Source organism: Actinoplanes sp. DH11, from assembly GCF_020873875.1.
In the GTDB taxonomy this organism is placed as follows: Bacteria; Actinomycetota; Actinomycetes; order Mycobacteriales; family Micromonosporaceae; genus Actinoplanes.
The window spans coordinates 37,792-52,884 of sequence record NZ_JAHWGU010000002.1 but is presented as its reverse complement, the minus strand read 5'-3'; the positions used below and the strand labels follow the sequence as shown (position 1 = coordinate 52,884).

14 protein-coding genes are annotated in these 15,093 nt (G+C 71.2%); 5 read left to right on the top strand and 9 right to left on the bottom strand.

Annotated features, from left to right (window positions below; all coding sequences use genetic code 11):
• Positions 1-163 precede the first annotated feature (163 nt).
• Complete coding sequence (locus LPA41_RS03400) at positions 164-751, bottom strand: helix-turn-helix transcriptional regulator (RefSeq protein ID WP_229068737.1); 588 nt, start codon at positions 749-751, stop codon at positions 164-166.
• A 68-nt stretch (positions 752-819) separates the two neighbouring features.
• On the opposite strand from LPA41_RS03400, the gene LPA41_RS03395 reads away from it, so the two are divergent.
• Both LPA41_RS03395 and LPA41_RS03390 read left to right on the top strand, forming a co-directional pair.
• Positions 820-2,112: an MFS transporter gene (locus tag LPA41_RS03395; protein WP_229068207.1), complete on the top strand. Its 1,293-nt coding sequence runs from the start codon at positions 820-822 to the stop codon at positions 2,110-2,112.
• A 406-nt stretch (positions 2,113-2,518) separates the two neighbouring features.
• Entirely contained in the window at positions 2,519-2,989 is a 471-nt protein-coding gene (locus tag LPA41_RS03390) for an RICIN domain-containing protein (RefSeq protein WP_229068206.1), read from the top strand.
• A 47-nt stretch (positions 2,990-3,036) separates the two neighbouring features.
• Here LPA41_RS03390 and LPA41_RS03385 read toward each other — a convergent pair whose 3' ends face one another.
• The 5 genes from LPA41_RS03385 to LPA41_RS03365 form a co-directional block, all read right to left on the bottom strand.
• Positions 3,037-3,870, bottom strand: a complete 834-nt coding sequence (locus LPA41_RS03385; protein WP_229068202.1) for a class I SAM-dependent methyltransferase — start codon at positions 3,868-3,870, stop codon at positions 3,037-3,039.
• Positions 3,867-4,640 (bottom strand): ABC transporter ATP-binding protein, encoded by a 774-nt coding sequence (locus LPA41_RS03380; RefSeq protein ID WP_229068200.1) that lies wholly within the window; start codon positions 4,638-4,640, stop codon positions 3,867-3,869. Before LPA41_RS03380 ends, LPA41_RS03385 begins: the two co-directional genes overlap by 4 nt.
• Entirely contained in the window at positions 4,637-5,611 is a 975-nt protein-coding gene (locus LPA41_RS03375; protein WP_229068198.1) for an ABC transporter substrate-binding protein, read from the bottom strand. The genes LPA41_RS03380 and LPA41_RS03375 overlap by 4 nt, the downstream gene beginning before the upstream one ends.
• A 9-nt stretch (positions 5,612-5,620) precedes the next feature.
• Complete coding sequence (locus tag LPA41_RS03370; protein ID WP_229068195.1) at positions 5,621-6,688, bottom strand: iron ABC transporter permease; 1,068 nt, start codon at positions 6,686-6,688, stop codon at positions 5,621-5,623.
• 92 nt (positions 6,689-6,780) lie between these two features.
• Positions 6,781-7,893, bottom strand: coding sequence for an aromatic acid exporter family protein (locus LPA41_RS03365; protein ID WP_229068194.1), 1,113 nt, complete (start codon positions 7,891-7,893; stop codon positions 6,781-6,783).
• Between the two features lie 196 nt (positions 7,894-8,089).
• Between LPA41_RS03365 and LPA41_RS03360 the strand changes: the two genes are divergently transcribed.
• Positions 8,090-10,018 carry a GMC family oxidoreductase N-terminal domain-containing protein gene (locus LPA41_RS03360; RefSeq protein ID WP_229068193.1) on the top strand — a complete coding sequence of 643 codons (1,929 nt, stop codon included), beginning with the start codon at positions 8,090-8,092 and terminating at the stop codon, positions 10,016-10,018.
• Between the two features lie 726 nt (positions 10,019-10,744).
• On the top strand, positions 10,745-10,879 hold the full coding sequence (locus LPA41_RS41680) for a hypothetical protein (protein ID WP_255689185.1): 135 nt from the start codon (positions 10,745-10,747) through the stop codon (positions 10,877-10,879).
• Between the two features lie 203 nt (positions 10,880-11,082).
• Here LPA41_RS41680 and LPA41_RS03355 read toward each other — a convergent pair whose 3' ends face one another.
• From LPA41_RS03355 to LPA41_RS03345, 3 genes are read right to left on the bottom strand one after another with little or no spacing between them, the layout of a single operon-like run.
• Positions 11,083-11,475, bottom strand: coding sequence for an alpha/beta fold hydrolase (locus LPA41_RS03355; RefSeq protein WP_229068190.1), 393 nt, complete (start codon positions 11,473-11,475; stop codon positions 11,083-11,085).
• 53 nt (positions 11,476-11,528) lie between these two features.
• Positions 11,529-13,232, bottom strand: coding sequence for an AMP-binding protein (locus tag LPA41_RS03350; RefSeq protein ID WP_229068189.1), 1,704 nt, complete (start codon positions 13,230-13,232; stop codon positions 11,529-11,531).
• Positions 13,233-13,248: 16 nt separating this feature from the next.
• Positions 13,249-14,016 (bottom strand): enoyl-CoA hydratase/isomerase family protein, encoded by a 768-nt coding sequence (locus LPA41_RS03345; RefSeq protein WP_229068187.1) that lies wholly within the window; start codon positions 14,014-14,016, stop codon positions 13,249-13,251.
• A gap of 204 nt (positions 14,017-14,220) precedes the next feature.
• On the opposite strand from LPA41_RS03345, the gene LPA41_RS03340 reads away from it, so the two are divergent.
• Positions 14,221-15,018, top strand: a complete 798-nt coding sequence (locus LPA41_RS03340; RefSeq protein ID WP_229068736.1) for an STAS domain-containing protein — start codon at positions 14,221-14,223, stop codon at positions 15,016-15,018.
• Positions 15,019-15,093 lie beyond the last annotated feature (75 nt).

Genomic DNA, 15,093 nt, shown 5'->3' with positions numbered 1-15,093 from the left:
TTTCGGGGCAGATGTCGATGTGGTTAGTGTCGTAAGTGACAAGGGCGCCGAATATTCGTGCCACGCGAATCCCGGTGTCGGACTGCCGCGTCGATAGGGGCTGAGTGCTGTGTTGATCCGACAAGGTGTCACCTCGGGGCAGCCGAAGAGATCCCGATCGCCGTCAGCTGTCCGGCGCCGGACGGCTCGGCCGATCACCGTGCGGCCCGAAGAGGTGCAGGATCTCGGCCGGCCGGTCGTCGGCGGGGCCGAACCAGTGTGGCTCGCCTGTATCGAAATCGGCGATCTCGCCCGGCTGCAACACGATCTCGTCAGGTCCGAGCAGCAGGCGCACCGATCCGGCCAGGACATAGAACCAGGCATGCCCTCGATGGGTGACCTGCACCGGCGGACCCGGGCTCGGGCCGAGGATCTGCTTGAACACCTGCAACCGGCCGGGATATGTGGTGAGGGGCACCACCACGGCATCGAGGCGGGTGCGGGTGGGCGCCCGGTGCGGGATCAGATGGGCACGGGGATCCCCGGTGGGCGCGACCCCGATCATGTGATCGAGCGCCATGCGATGGACCCGGGCCAGCGGGATCAGTAAGTCGAGCGTGGGCCGCCGTTTTCCCGACTCCAGGCGCGACAGCGTGCTCACCGACAGCCCTGTCGACGCGGAAAGGTCCTCCAAGCGCAAGCCGCGGTCCTGCCGGATGCCACGTAAGCGGGGGCCGATGGAGTCAAGCAGTCGTTCCAGCTCCGGATCCACCCCAGCAGTTTGCGGTCTTCGCAAGTTCTCTGGTAGCGCGGGGTGGGCTGGTTCGAGAATTCGGGGCCATGGAGAAAGCACGACGATGGTTAATACTCGCTATCTGCTGCACCAGCATCTTCCTGGTCGGTCTCGACACCACGGTCGTCAACGTCGCACTGCCGTCCATCGCGGCGGAGCTGGGACTGGACATCGGGCAGTCGCAGTGGGTCGTCGACTCGTACACGTTGGTTCTGGCGAGCCTGCTCATGACTTCGGGTGCGCTGGCCGATCGGATAGGCCGGCGCAGGGTCTTCCGGTTGGGGCTGGTGCTGTTCGCGATCGGCTCCGCGGCCTGTGCTCTCGCGCCTTCGATCGAGTGGCTGGTGGCGGCGCGGGTGGCGCAGGGGATCGGTGGGTCGATGTTGAGCCCGGTGGCGTTGGCGATCGTGGTCAGTGCCATCACCGATCCGCGGGAGCGGGCGCAGGCGATCGGGGTGTGGGCGTCGGTGTTCGGGCTGAGTATGGCAGCGGGCCCGGTCCTCGGCGGGCTGCTCACCACGGGGCCTGGTTGGCGGACGGTGTTCTGGGCGAACTTGCCGATCATCGCGGTGGTGCTGGTGCTGACCGCAGTTCACGTCCCGGAGTCGCGATCGCCGAAACCACGGAGAGTCGATGTCCTGGGGCAGATACTCCTGACCGTGATCATCGGATCGACCGTGGCCGCCTTGATCGAGGATCCGCTCTTCTGGATCGGCGCCGGCGTCGCCATGCTGATCTTCGTCAAGGTCGAGAAGGCCGAGACCGAGCCGCTCATGGATCTGCGACTGTTCGGGCGGCCTTCGTTCCTGGGTGCGGTCACCAGTGCCGTTGCCGTCTTCGCCGCGCTCAACGTGACTTTGCTGGCCGGCACCCTCTATCTGCAGGAGACACGCGGACTGAGCCCGCTCGATGCCGGTCTGACGATCCTGCCGATGGCTGTCGCCGCCACCGTGTTCGCTCCGTTGTCAGGGTATGCGGTGGGTCGGATCGGACCGACGGTCTCACTGGTGGTTGCAGGTCTCGGCATCGCGGCCGGCGGCATCCTGTTCTTGGTCGACCCTGCCGGCCCGGGTGCGTACCTGTTGCTCGGCGTCGGCGTGGGCTTCGCCAACGCGCCTATCACCAATACGGCGGTGAATGGTCTACCGCCGTCTCGGTCCGGCGTGGCCGGTGGGATCGCCTCGACCGCGAGGCAAGTGGGTGCCGCGCTGGGGGTCGCCTTGGCCGGGCATGTCCACGCGCCGCTGGTCGTGGCCTGTGGCCTCGCGGTGGTAGTTGCGGCAATCGCCACCGATCGGACGCGGTCACGGACGGAAGCGGCCTCAGCAGTGCGCCTCTGACGACGGTCCACGCCGCGGCCATCTCAGCGATATCGATGCCCCACCGGCCGCTGTCGCCGGGCAGAGGCTCGCGAGCCGAGGGTCCGGGCTCCGGTTCGGCTGCTGCTGATGCGGTTCGACGACGCGAGAGGAGCGTGGTGAGCTGGAGGCGTAAATCGGGGAATGTCTGATGGGGGCAACGCCACTTACTTACAGTGAGGCGGTGCGTCGTCTCCTGACTTCGATGATCACGCCAGCCGACCGGGCCATGCCAGCCGACCGGGCCATGCCAGCCGACCGGGCCATGCCAGCCGACCCGGCCACGGCGTCCGGCCCCGGCAGGTCGTTCGGCCTGGGCAGGCCGTCCGGTTTGGGCACGGTGCCGGGCCGGGCTGCAACCGGCCTGGCGGTCGCGGCCGGTCGAATCATGGCAGTCGGTCTGGCCGCAGTGGCGGGGCTGGTGGCCGCAGCCCTGCTGGGACCGGCAGGCGCGGCCCTTGCAGTCCCGGGGCCGCCCCCGCTGATCCAGGGGTGGATCGTGACCGAGCGCAACCCCTCCCGCTGTCTGACGGGCGGTCCAGTGGGCACGATCGTGCACACCGGCGCGTGCAAGGCCGGCAACAAGGCGCAGAGCTTCTACCAGACCAGTGAGGGGCACTTCACCAACGACGGCAACTGCATGGAGCCGGACGGCGAGCAGTCCGGGGCGCGGATCCGGGTGGCGGCCTGCACGTTCACCGACGAGCAGGACTGGTGGTTCACCGGCACGCTGCGTGCTGGTGAGAACGGGCGCTGCGTCACCGAGGTGAGGATTCAGCGTTCCGGTGTGGGGGTTGTGCGCCTGCGTGACTGCAGTGACAAAGCGAACCGGAAGTGGCGCGGCCACACCCCGTGGTAACGGCCGGACGCTGGGATCGGGCGCACGCCGGGGGACTCCGGGGCTGGTCAGAGGCGGCCGCTGATCAGGAATTGCATCTGGACCTCGTGGCCGGGGGCTACGCCGTGCTGCTGGTCGAGTCGCATGATCGAGGTCAACGGGGTGACAGTGACGTCGCGCAGGCCGGCGTTCGCCAGCACGATCGTGGTTTCGTCGATCGACTTGGCGGCGGCCAGGGGGAGCAGGGACCGTACCTCTTCGTCGTAGAAGTGGCCGAAGTTCTCTGACGCGTTCTCCAGGCCGTCCGGGAACCAGGTGCTGTCGATCATGGCGATGCGGCCGTCGGGGCGGAGCAGGCGCTTCCAGTTCGCGATCGCGGCCTCGGGGGAGCGCAGCGTCCACATGACGTAGCGGCCGACGATCGCGTCGAAGCTGGCGTCGGGGAAGTCCGGCGCCACCGCGTCGCCCTCGATGAAGACGGGCGGCACGACAGCGGATGGCAGCAAGGCTGCGGCATACGCCGGCACGGGCTCGGCCGACCTCGGCGCGGGCTTGGCCGACCCGGGCGCGGGCTTGGCCGTCCCCGGCGCGGGTTCGGCGGACGTCGGCGCGAACTCGGCGGGCGCCGGGAGGGAGGCGGCGTGGCGGCGGGCCTGGTCCAGCATGCCGGTGGAGAGGTCGATGCCGGTGACGCGGTGGCCGAGGCCGGCCAGGGTCATCGCGACGTAGCCGCTGCCGGTGCCGACGTCGAGCACGTCGAGCGGGGCCGGGGGCAGGGCTTCCTTCCAGATCTCCGCCCAGGCCGCGTTGTCGGCGGCGAACCGTTCGGGCCGCTGCTGGTAGGCGTGGTAGTCGGGGGCGCGGCCCGTCCAGTACTCGTTGATCCGGTCCTGTGCGGTCATGCGGTGACCTCCTCGGTCAGCGGGTGGAACAGAAGGTGCAGGGAACCGTCGAGGTCGAGGCGGCGGATGCCGATGCCGTAGACCGGTTCGAGAATCTCCGGTTCGAGCACCTCGGCGGCCTCGCCGGCGGCTGCCACCCCGCCCGCACCGAGAAGTACCAGGTCGTCACAGTAGCGGGCGGCCAGGTTCAGATCGTGCAGCACCACGATCGAGCAGGTGCCCAGGCCGCGGACCAGGCGCAGGATCTCGTGCTGGTAGCGGATGTCGAGGTGGTTCGTCGGTTCGTCGAGCAGCAGGTGGGTGGCTTCCTGGGCGAGCGCCCGGGCGATCAGGACGCGCTGACGTTCGCCGCCGGAGAGCCCGGCGAAGGCGCGGGCCGCGAGGTGGGCGGCGCCGACCCGGGCCAGGCACCGGGCGGCGACCTCGTGGTCGGCGGCGCCGGCGCGCTGGAAGGTGGACAGGTGCGGTCCGCGGCCGAGCAGCACCATCTCGGCCACGGTGAGCGCGGACTCGCCGCCGGATTCCTGCACCACCACGGCCATCCGCCGGGCGGCGTCACGCGGCGGCAGGTTCCGCAACTCGGCACCGTCCACGGTGACCTGGCCGGTGGTGCTGCGCAGGGCCCCGTACAGCAGCCGCAGCAGTGTGGTCTTGCCGCTGCCGTTGGGGCCGATGAGGCCCAGCACCCGGCCCGGGCGCGCGGTGACGCTGACGCCGTCGATGACGGGGTTGGCGCCGTAGCGCCAGGAGACTCCGGCGGCCTCGATCATGAGGTGGCCTGGAAGCGCTGCACGATCCTCTCCAGCCCGTCGATCGACAGTGGCGACGGCGGTTCGGTGAAGTTGAACAGCTGCGGCATCACGTTGCCGGAGGCGACGGCCTTGAGCTTTTCCGCGCCCGGCAGGTTGGTGACGGCCTGTTCGACGGCTTTCGGGTCGCCGTCGCTGTACAGCAGGATCAACACGTCCGGGTTACGGCCGAGCAGTTCCTCCAGGGTGATCTCGAAGACGCGTTCCTTGTTGTCGCCGAAGACGTTGGTGAACCCGGCCGCCTCCAGTTGCGGGTGGGCCATGCTCGTCGACCCGTACGCGTAGGTGACGCCGCCGCCGACGGTCGGGTAGAGCACCGCCGCCGTACGCCTCTCCGCCGGTTCCGGGATCTTCGCCATGCGTTCCTTGAGCGTGGTCACCGCGGCCAGGGACTGGGGCCGCCGGTCGAAGACCTCGGCGTACGCGTCCATCTGCCGGTAGATGTCGTCGAAGGTGGGCGCGGTCGTGGCGTCCGGGCACAGCGCCGGTTCCTCGAGGAGCGGGATGTCCACGGCGGAGAGCGTGTCGCGGGACAGGTTGTCGACCTCGCCGAGCACCAGGTCGGGTTGCTGGCTGATCACGACTTCCTTGGAGATCTGGAGGTGGCCGCTGGTGTCGGTCCGGTCGGTGAGCAGGGGGATCTTGTCGATCTCGGCCCGGGTGGCGGCGTCGTAGTACTCGGCGGGGTACTGACCGGCCCGCGCCGTGACGCGGTCCATCACGCCCAGCGAGTGCAGGTAGGGCACGGCCGCGCTCTTGAGCAGCACGACCCGCTGCGGTGCCTTGTCGAAGGTGACCTCGGCGCCGCAGTTGGTGAGGGTCACCGGGTAGTTGCCGTGGCCGGCCGCGGTGTTGCTGGTGTCGACCTCGGGGGCGCCGCAGCCGGCGGCGAGCAGAAGGGTGGCGGCGGCGACCGTGCGGAGAGCCTTCATGGTGTCCTTTCAGGCGGCGGTGGCGTGGAGGCGCCGGATGAGGATCAGCAGGAAGGGCGTGCCGACCAGGGCGGTGATGATGCCGATCGGGATTTCCTGCGGGGCGAGCAGGACGCGGGCGATCACGTCGGCCCAGACCAGCAGGATCGCGCCGAGCAGCGCGGCCACCGGGACCACGCGCACGTGCGGCGCGCCGACGAGGCGACGAGCCAGATGGGGTACGACCAGACCGACGAACCCGATGCTGCCGGAGGCGGAGACCAGCACGCCGACACAGAGGGAGACCACCACGAGCAGTCGGATCCGCAGCCGGTCCGGGGAGATGCCGAGCGTGTGTGCGGTCTCGTCGCCGACCGCGAGCGCGTCCAGGCTGCGTCCGGTGACGGTCAGGTAGGCGGTGGTGCCGAGGATCACGACGGCGGCGACCGCGAGCAGCGCGTCCCAGCGGGCCAGTCCGAGCGATCCCAGCAGCCAGAACATCACCGATCGGGCGCCCTCGGCCGAGCCGGACGCGAAGATCAGGAAGCTGGTGGTGGCGTAGAGGGCGTACCCGACCGCGACACCGGCCAGCAGCAAGCGGATCGAGGTGACGCGGCCGCCGCTGCGCGCGATCAGGAAGACGGCCAGCGAGGCGGCCATCGCGCCGAGGAAGGCACTGGTGGAGAGCGCGTACTGGCCGAAGCCGGCACCGGCACCGAACAGGATGGCCGCGGCCGCGCCGCTGGAGGCGCCCGAGTTGATGCCGAGCAGGTAGGGGTCGGCGAGGACGTTGCGAACCATCGCCTGCAGAGCCACCCCGCAGACGGCGAGGCCGGCGCCGACCAGGATGCCGAGCAAGACCCGGGGCAGCCGGACCTGCCAGACGATCGCCTCCTCGGGCGGTGTCCACGTCACGTCGCCGGCGCCGAGGAGCTGGTGGGCGATGATCCGGGCGACCGTTGCCGGGCTGATCCCGATGGCGCCGGTGCCGACCGCGATCAGGCCGGTGACCAGCAGACCGGTGGTCAGCGAGACCAGCCACAGCGTGGTGCGGCGTCGTTGCGTGCCGACGCCGAGCACGTCGGTGCTGGTGGACACCGTACCCCCAATGCGAAGCTGGTAGCTGTTGCCAATGATGTGCAACAAACTAACAGCATGATCGCCGGATGGGGAGGGCGCGGTCGACCCGGTCACACCCGGCGGTCGGTCGCGTCCACCAGCCCCAGCGCGTCGTCCACCCTGCTCAGCACGGCGTCGTCGTCCGGGCCGACGCCGCGCAGCAGGTCCACGGCGGTCGTCCGGATCTGCCCGACGATCATGGTGACGGGCAGGCCGGGGTCGTCCTCCAGGAGCTGGGCGGCAAGGCGTACCGCCTCCAGGGCCGCAGCCTCCGCCCGCCCGGCATGCCGCTCCGCGTCGTCGTGGCCGCTCAGGTCCGTGGCGAGGGCCTCGCCCGCGGACCGGACCGCGCGGGACAGTTCCCGGATCGCCTGGTTGAGCTCGGCCGGCGCCGCGGCGTGCAGGCGGGCCAGGGTCACCGCGTTGCGGGCGAGGACCCAGACGTTGCCGACGACGTGATCGAGCTGGTGGGTGGTCTGCTCGACGTTGCGGATCTGGCGCAGCCGGCGCCGCCGCCGTACGCGCAACCGCACCGTCTCCCCGGCGGCGAGCGCGGCCGCGTGCAGGCGTTCCACGCAGACGTTCAGTTCGTGGGCCCGGTCGAGGACGGCGTGGGCGGCCGTCTCGTCCATCCGGGTGAGCGCCGCGTCCAGGTCGTCGAGCAGGTCGGCGAGGTCGGCATAGGTCTGCCGGGCCGCCGTCACCAGAGGCGCCAGCGGCCGCCGTGCCACGGTGAGCTGGCTGGCCGCGATGGCGACCGCGCCGCCGATCAGCGCGTCGGCGAACCGGAACGGGATGAGCCGGCCCTCCGGCGCGGCGACCAGGACCAGGTAGACGGCCGAGACGGCGGCCTGGGTGACCAGGGTGCTGCTCGCGCCGGCGGCGACCATCGGGCCGACCGTGAGCAGCAGGACCAGGAAGAGGCTGGCGATGCCGGGGCCGAGCGCCAGCACGACCAGTTCGGCGACGAGCACGCCGGCCGCCACGCCGAGAACGATCTCGGCGGTCTGGCGCAGCTGCCGGCCGCGAGCCTCACCGAGCACGACAAGCGCGGCCGTCGGTGCGAAGAGCGGGTCGGGGTGGCCGATCAGGTGGGCGGCGAGGAGCCAGGCGACGGTCGCGGCGGTGGCGGCGACGATGGCCTGGCGTACACCGACCTTGCGCTTGTTGATCTTTAATGGCACGGAAGGGCCATCTACCCGAAGGGCAGGACGCGGAAAACAGAAGGAAGGGGTGGCAATGGCCACTGTGTGTCCTGATTGCTCAGAAGCCTTGTCACTCAGCACCGCCCCACGGGCCGATGCCCGAACGGAACGCCCGTCGATAGATTGATGGTTCGCACCGGCCCGTACTTCTCCACCGAAGTAGGAGGACCGCACCGTGAACCACGATCAGGCGCATGTCCTGCGCACCCTCTGTGACACCGTCGTCCCGGCCCTGGACCGTCCGGACGACGCCGACGGTTTCTGGGCCCGCCGGGCCACCGACGTCGGTGCCGACCGCGCGGTCCTCGCCATGATCGCCGGCCTGCCGGCGGAACAGCAGCAGGGGTTCGGCGGCCTGCTCGACGCGCTCACCGCGCACGGGTTCGGCACTGCCGGGCAGGAGGGCCGGGAGCGGATCCTCGACGCCGTCCGGCAGGCCGCACCCGAGGCCGCGGCCGGGATCCACGCCCTGACCAGCATGATTCTGATGTGCACCTACGGGCTCACCGACGCGGCCGGCAGCAATCTGTTCTGGGCGCGGATCGGCTACCCCGGCCCGGTGCCTGCCGGACGGCCGGTCGCGGAGCCGCGGATCACGCCGCTGCGGCCGGACGGTGACCTCGACCTGACGGCCGACGTCGTGGTGATCGGCTCCGGCGCGGGCGGCGGGCTGATCGCCGGCCGGCTCGCCGCGGGTGGCGCCCGGGTGGTGGTGCTCGAGGCCGGGCGGCACCGCACCGAGGCCGATTTCGATCAGCGGGAGCTCGAGGCCTACCAGAACTCGTACTGGCGGGGCGGGCCCACGCCGACCGCCGACGGCAACGTCACGCTGATGGCCGGCAGCGGCGTCGGCGGCGGCACGGTGATCAACTGGACGAACTGCATCCGGACCCGGGACCCGGTGCGCCGGCAGTGGGCCGCCGAGCACGGCCTCACCGGCGTCGACACGCCCGATTTCGACAGGCATCTGGACGCGGTCTGGCGCGAGCTGTCGGTCACCGACCGCTGCTCGGAGTTCAACCGGATCCACGAGGCGATGCGGCGCGGCGCCGACGCGCTGGGCTGGTCGTTCGCCACCGTGCACCGCAACTGGGACGAGAAGCTGCACGACCCGGCGATCGCCGGCCACCTCGGGTTCGGTGACCGGTCCGGCGCGAAGCGGTCGACCCTCAAGGTCTACCTGGAGCCGGCGGTGCTGGAGCACGGCGCGCGGGTCGTCGACGGCTGCCGGGTCGAGCGGATCCTGGTGTCCGGCGGCCGCGCGGCCGGGGTGGTCGGCCGGGCCGGGGGACATCGCGTCACCGTGACGGCCCCGACTGTCGTACTCGCCGCAGGCGCCCTGGAGAGCCCGGGCGTGCTGCTGCGCTCCGGCATCGGCGGGCCGGCCGCCGGGCAGCACCTGCGGTTGCACCCGTGCACGGTCACCCTGGGTGACTACGGCACCGACATGCGTGGCTGGTGGGGCGCGCCCCAGGCGGCCCTGGTCGACGAGTTCGCCGCGGTGGAGGAGGGCTACGGGTTCCTGCTGGAGAGCGTGCAGTACACCACCGGCCTGGGCGCCTCGGCACTGCCGTTCACCACGGCCGCCGAGCACAAGCAGGCGATGGCCGACTTCCGGAACACCGGGAGCTTCATCGGCCTGGTCCGCGACCGGGGCCACGGCCGGGTCGTGCTCGACGCCGCCGGCGACACGGTGGTCCGCTACGACCTCACCGACGAGGTCGACGTCCGCAACACCCGGCGCGCGATCGAGGCGGAGATCCGCCTGCACCACGCCGCCGGTGCCTGCCGCATCCAGCTCTTCGCCCAGGATCTGCCGGCCTGGCAGCAGGGCGACGACCTAGCGGCCTACGTCGCCCGTGCGCGGGAGGTCCCGCTGCGCGCCGGTGGGGCCACGCTCTTCGCGGCGCATCAGATGGGCAGCTGCCGGATGGGCGCCGACCCGGCGACGAGCGTCGCCGATCCGCGCGGCGAGCTGCACGACACCCCGGGCGTCTGGATCGGCGACGCGTCGGCGTTCCCGACCTCCTCCGGCACCAACCCGATGATCACGGTGATGGCGCTGGCGTCGCGCACCGCCGAGCACATTCAGGATGCTCTTTAATACGAAACAGCCTCATCGAATGGCGCTAGCCTGACCCGGGCGACACCGGAGGTGCATCGTGTCCGGGCCGGCACATCCGAGACGGCGGCGGCGCGACTCCGACCACGGTCAGGTGATGCGCGGCCTCCTTCAAGATCGCGCTGAACTGCGTCGCCACGCCCACCAAGTGCACGGTCGCCGATCAGACGCCGGTCGCGGTCGCGTACGCCAAGAAGAACGCCAAGGACGGCCAGGCCGACACGGTCACCGCCACCGGTTCGACGTTCCTGCCGCCGGTCTTCGGCCGGGCGGCGAAGAGCGACTACACCGGCAAGGCCGTCGGCGCGTGCGCCCGCGTCGCCTGGGGCGTCCCGGCGGTGAAGAAGGTGCTGGCGCTGGGCATCTCGTACTGCGACTGGAAGCGGATGACCAACGACAACAAGGTGTATTACGGCCCGCTGGACACCCTGCTCAGCCAGACCGGCCTCTACACCGTGGCCGATCTGACCGCGCCCGGCACGTCGACCGAGAGCGCGATCCCGGCGACGCTCCCGCTCACCGCGCTCGGCCTGCCGATCCCGAACTGCTCCCTGCTCGAGCTGACCACCCCGCGCGGTCACGTCTTCCTGTCCAACCCCGACTTCTCGATGCCGGACGCCAACTGCGAACTCAACCGGCTACGCGGGCCTGCTCGGCGGTCTCTTCGGCAGCCTCACCAGCGTCCTCTCCGGCAACCTCTTCGACGCGGTGGCCAAGGTCCTCTGCGACGTGGGCAGCGGCTGCATCTACGGCTACTTCACCAAGACCCTGGTGCCGACCTACCAGCCGGCTTTCGGCACCGGCCAACCCTTCGGCGCCACCGTGATAGGCCGCACCGGCTGATTGCCGGGACCGGGCGGCAGGCGTACGCGAATCGCCGTTCCCCAACCGCAAGGCAGACCCTCGAGCGGGCCCCTCGTCCACCCGCCGTCCCGTGGTCGATGGCATCGCCCTACCCGGCTCAGGACCTTCCCCGGCCGGTCACGCCGCGGTCGTGGCGCCGACCCCGCCGGCGGCACGACCCCGGTCGACCCACCCGGGCCGGGTCAGGCGATCGAGCGGGCCGCCCGCAGGATCGTCTCGGTCACCGCGGCCGGCTCGGACGCCGGGATGGCGTGCGAGGCACCCGGCAGCTCGACAGTGGTGCGGGCACCGGCGCGCTCGGCCATGAAGCGGTGCGCCGCGAGCGGGATGTTGAGGTCCAGCTCCGGGTAGACGAACCAGGACGGCACGTCCTTCCACGCCGGCTCGCCGGAGCCCTCGCTGAGTGCGGTGGTGTTCAACGGCCGCTGGGTGGCGGCGGCCAGCGCGGCCGTCCCGGCCGGTACGTCACCGATGAACTGCTGGTGGAACAATTCCTGGCGGATGAACAGGTCGTCGTCGGACCAGCTGGCGGACTCGGCGAAAGCGCCGTGGACGAGGACGATGGTGGGTTTCATGGTTCCATCCCAGCCGACCGGGCGTTCAGAAGCCATGCAGGAATTACGCAGGACTATCCTCGGCTGTCCTCGCGGAACTCGCGTCCGGAGCCGCCGGCCTGTTCGCGGGCTCCGTCGGGGACCTTGTCCCGGGCTTCCTCCCGCGCGCGCAACTCGACCCGGCGGATCTTGCCGGAGATCGTCTTGGGCAGGTCGGTGAACTCTAGCAGGCGGATCCGCTTGTAGGGCGCGAGGTTCTCCCGGCAGTGCCGCAGGATCGCCTGGGCCGTCTCGGCGGTCGGCTCCCAGCCCTCGGCGAGCACCACGTACGCCTTCGGCACGGACAGCCGCACCGGGTCGGGTGACGGCACCACGGCGGCCTCGGCGACCGCCTCGTGCTCGATCAGCACACTCTCGAGTTCGAACGGCGAGATCCGGTAGTCGGAGGCCTTGAACACGTCGTCGGTGCGGCCCACGTACGTGATGTAGCCGTCGTCGTCACGCGAACCGATGTCGCCGGTGTGGTAGAAACCGCCGGCTGTGGCCTCGGCGTTGCGCTCCGGATCGCCGTGGTAGCCGACCATGAGTCCGAGCGGCCGGTCGTCCAGGTCCAGGCAGATCTCGCCCTCCCGGTCGGCGGGCAGCCCGGTGGCCGGGTCCACGAGTGCGACCGTGTAACCCGGCATGGGCCGGCCCATCGAACCCGGCTTGACCGGCTGACCGGGCGTGTTGGCGATCTGCACGGTCGTCTCGGTCTGGCCGAACCCGTCCCGGATCGTCACGCCCCAGGACCGCCGCACCTGCTCGATCACCTCGGGGTTGAGCGGCTCGCCGGCGCCGACCACGATCTCCGGTGGTGTCCGCAGCCGGGTCAGGTCGGCCTGCACCAGCATCCGCCACACGGTGGGCGGGGCGCAGAAGCTGGTCACCCCGCACCTGTCCATCTGGGCCAGCAGGGCGGACGCGTCGAAGCGCCGGTAGTTGTAGATGAACACGCAGGCGAGCGCGTTCCACGGCGCGAAGACGTTGCTCCACGCGTGCTTGGCCCAGCCGGGGGAGGAGATGTTGAGGTGCACGTCGCCGGGGCGCAGACCGATCCAGTACATGGTCGAGAGGTGACCGACCGGGTAGGACGCGTGGGTGTGCTCCACCAGTTTCGGCAGGGCCGTGGTGCCGGAGGTGAAGTAGAGCAGCAGCGGGTCACTCGCCCTGGTCTCGCCGTCGGGGGTGAAGGCGGGCTCGGCGGCGTACGCGTCCGCGTAGGTGTGCCAGCCGCCGGCCGGCGCGCCGACCGCGATCCGGGTGTAGTCACCGGCCACGCCGGCGAACTTGGCGGTGCCGGCCGAGTCGGTGATGACGTGCGCGGCGTCGCCCCGGTCCAGGCGGTCACGCAGGTCGGCCGGGCCGAGCAGCGGCGTCGCCGGGATCACCACGGCACCGAGTTTCATGGCGGCGAGCAGGCACTCCCAGAGCTCGACCTGGTTGCCGAGCATCAGGATCACCCGGTCGCCGCGCCGCACGCCGTGCCCGCGCAGCCAGTTCGCCACCCGGCTGGACCGCTCGGACAGGTCGGCGAAGGTGTGCCGCTGCTCCGAGCCGTCCTCCTCGACGATCCAGAGCGCGACCTGTGACCCGGCCTCGCCGGCGGCCTCGGCGTCGAACCAGTCGATCGCCCAGTTGAACGTGTCCAGCCGCGGCCAGCGAAACTCGCGGTAGGCGGTGTCGTAGTCCTCGCGGTGCGCCAGGAGGAACTCCCGCGCCTGCCGGAACGCGCTCATGAAATCACCCTATCGGCTACTCGCCCCGGAAGACCGGTGTGCGCCTGTCCAGGCTGGCCCGGATCCCCTCGGCGCTGTCCTTCGTCGCCCAGAGCACCCGCTGCTCCGCCAATTCGTGATCCAATGCCGCCCGGACGCGTTCCGCGAGACCGTCCCGCAGGGTGGCGCGGATCGACCGGACCGCGAGCGGCGCCGCCTCGGCGATCCGCAGGGCGAGCTCGGTGGCGGTCTCCCGCAGGCGGCCCGGCTCGGCGAGGCGGTCGGCAAGTCCGATGCGTACGGCCTCTTCGCCACCCACCCGCCGCCCGGTCAGCAGCAGGTCCGCCGCCACCTGCCGCCCGACGATCTCCGGCAGCGTGACGCTGAGCCCGAAACCCTGATGGAACCCGAGCCGCGCGAAGTTCGCCACGAACCGGCTGCTGCTCTCGGCGACCCGGAAATCGGCGGCGCACGCCAGGCCGAGACCACCGCCCACGGCGGTGCCCTGCACGGCGGCGACAATGGGCGTACGGATGTCGAACAGTTGCGCGCCCCGGCGATAGAGCCGCTCGGCGGCCGCCGCGTGGTCGCCGGCGAAGTCGCCGCTGCCGAAGTCGGCGCCGCCGCAGAAGTGCTTGCCCTGGGCGGCCAGCACGATCGCCCGGGTCTCCCGGTCGTTGTCGAGCTGGCGGGCGGCGTCGACGATCTGCCCGATCAGCGCCTCGTCGAAGTGGTTCGCGGGCGGGCGGCGCATTTCCAGGACCGCGACGCCGCCGCTCGTGGTGACCGACAGCTCAGAGCTCACGACGCGCTCCCCAGGGGTCTCTCGTTGATCAATTGGTAGGTCAGGCTACCGGCCCGGCGGCGCGGGTGGTCAGCCGTCCGGATGACGACTGCGGCCGCCGCGATGTGCGGGGGCGCCCGCCTCAGGCGTTGGGACTAACCGGTTCGGGGGCTTAGCGTGCGACCAGTAGTTGCCGAGTCGTCACTCAGGGTGTCGGCTTTGCCGGTGCGTTTGTCGCTGTCCGGACCAGAACAGGAACTGGAGATCGGGACGGAGCGTGACCCGGACACCGGCGTCGCGGTCCTCCGGTTCCGCGGTGACCTGACCACCTCCAAGATCAATCGGGTGTACGCCGCGGTCGGCAAGGCGGCCGCGGAATGCCCGGCGGCCGTGCTGCTCGACCTGTCGGCCCTGCGCCGCGCCGACGCCGCCTCGGTGAGCGTCTTCTACACGCTCGCTCACCAGGCGCGGCAGACGTGGGGCGTGCCGGTGCTGCTCTGCGCCGCCGGCCCCGGAATCGTCCGCGATCTCGGTGCGATGCGCGGCTCGATGGCCCTCTACGACCGGGCCGCGGACGCGCTGCTCGCGGTGCGCGCCGGTGTGCCACGCTGGGCGTGCGAACGCTTCGGCCCGGAACCGACGAGCGTCAGCGCGGCCCGCCGGCTGGTGGCCGAGTCCTGCGCCGCGTGGGGCTGGTCCGACCTGACCGAACGGGCCTGCATGATCGCCTCCGAGCTGGCGACGAATGCGATCCGGCACACCGGCGCCGAGTACGAGGTGATGGTCTCCGGCACCGAGGTCTTCCTGCGCGTAGCCGTGCGCGACAACAGCCCCGCCATGCCACGGCTCATCGAACGCCCCGGCACGTCCGGCGCCATCGTCCCCGCCGGCAACGGACGCGGCCTGCGGATAGTCGCCGGGCTGGCAACACTCTGGGGCGGCACCGGCATACCCGGCGGCAAAATCGTCTGGGCACTGCTGCGCAGCAGCCCGGAGGCCCGCCCCCGCCCGCCGGGCCGCTGACGCCCGCCCCGCCGCCGGGTCGCATGCCCGCTTCCGTCCGCCGTGCCGCTGACGCCTGCTTCCGCCCGCCGTGCC

Excerpts from the sequence above, each read along its gene's own strand:
- LPA41_RS03395 (WP_229068207.1), top strand. The coding sequence starts at position 820 with ATGGAGAAAGCACGACGATGGTTAATACTCGCTATCTGCTGCACCAGC.
- LPA41_RS03390 (WP_229068206.1), top strand. The coding sequence starts at position 2,519 with ATGGCAGTCGGTCTGGCCGCAGTGGCGGGGCTGGTGGCCGCAGCCCTG.
- LPA41_RS03385 (WP_229068202.1), bottom strand. The coding sequence starts at position 3,870 with ATGACCGCACAGGACCGGATCAACGAGTACTGGACGGGCCGCGCCCCC.
- LPA41_RS03380 (WP_229068200.1), bottom strand. The coding sequence starts at position 4,640 with ATGATCGAGGCCGCCGGAGTCTCCTGGCGCTACGGCGCCAACCCCGTC.
- LPA41_RS03375 (WP_229068198.1), bottom strand. The coding sequence starts at position 5,611 with ATGAAGGCTCTCCGCACGGTCGCCGCCGCCACCCTTCTGCTCGCCGCC.
- LPA41_RS03355 (WP_229068190.1), bottom strand. The coding sequence starts at position 11,475 with ATGAAACCCACCATCGTCCTCGTCCACGGCGCTTTCGCCGAGTCCGCC.
- LPA41_RS03350 (WP_229068189.1), bottom strand. The coding sequence starts at position 13,232 with ATGAGCGCGTTCCGGCAGGCGCGGGAGTTCCTCCTGGCGCACCGCGAG.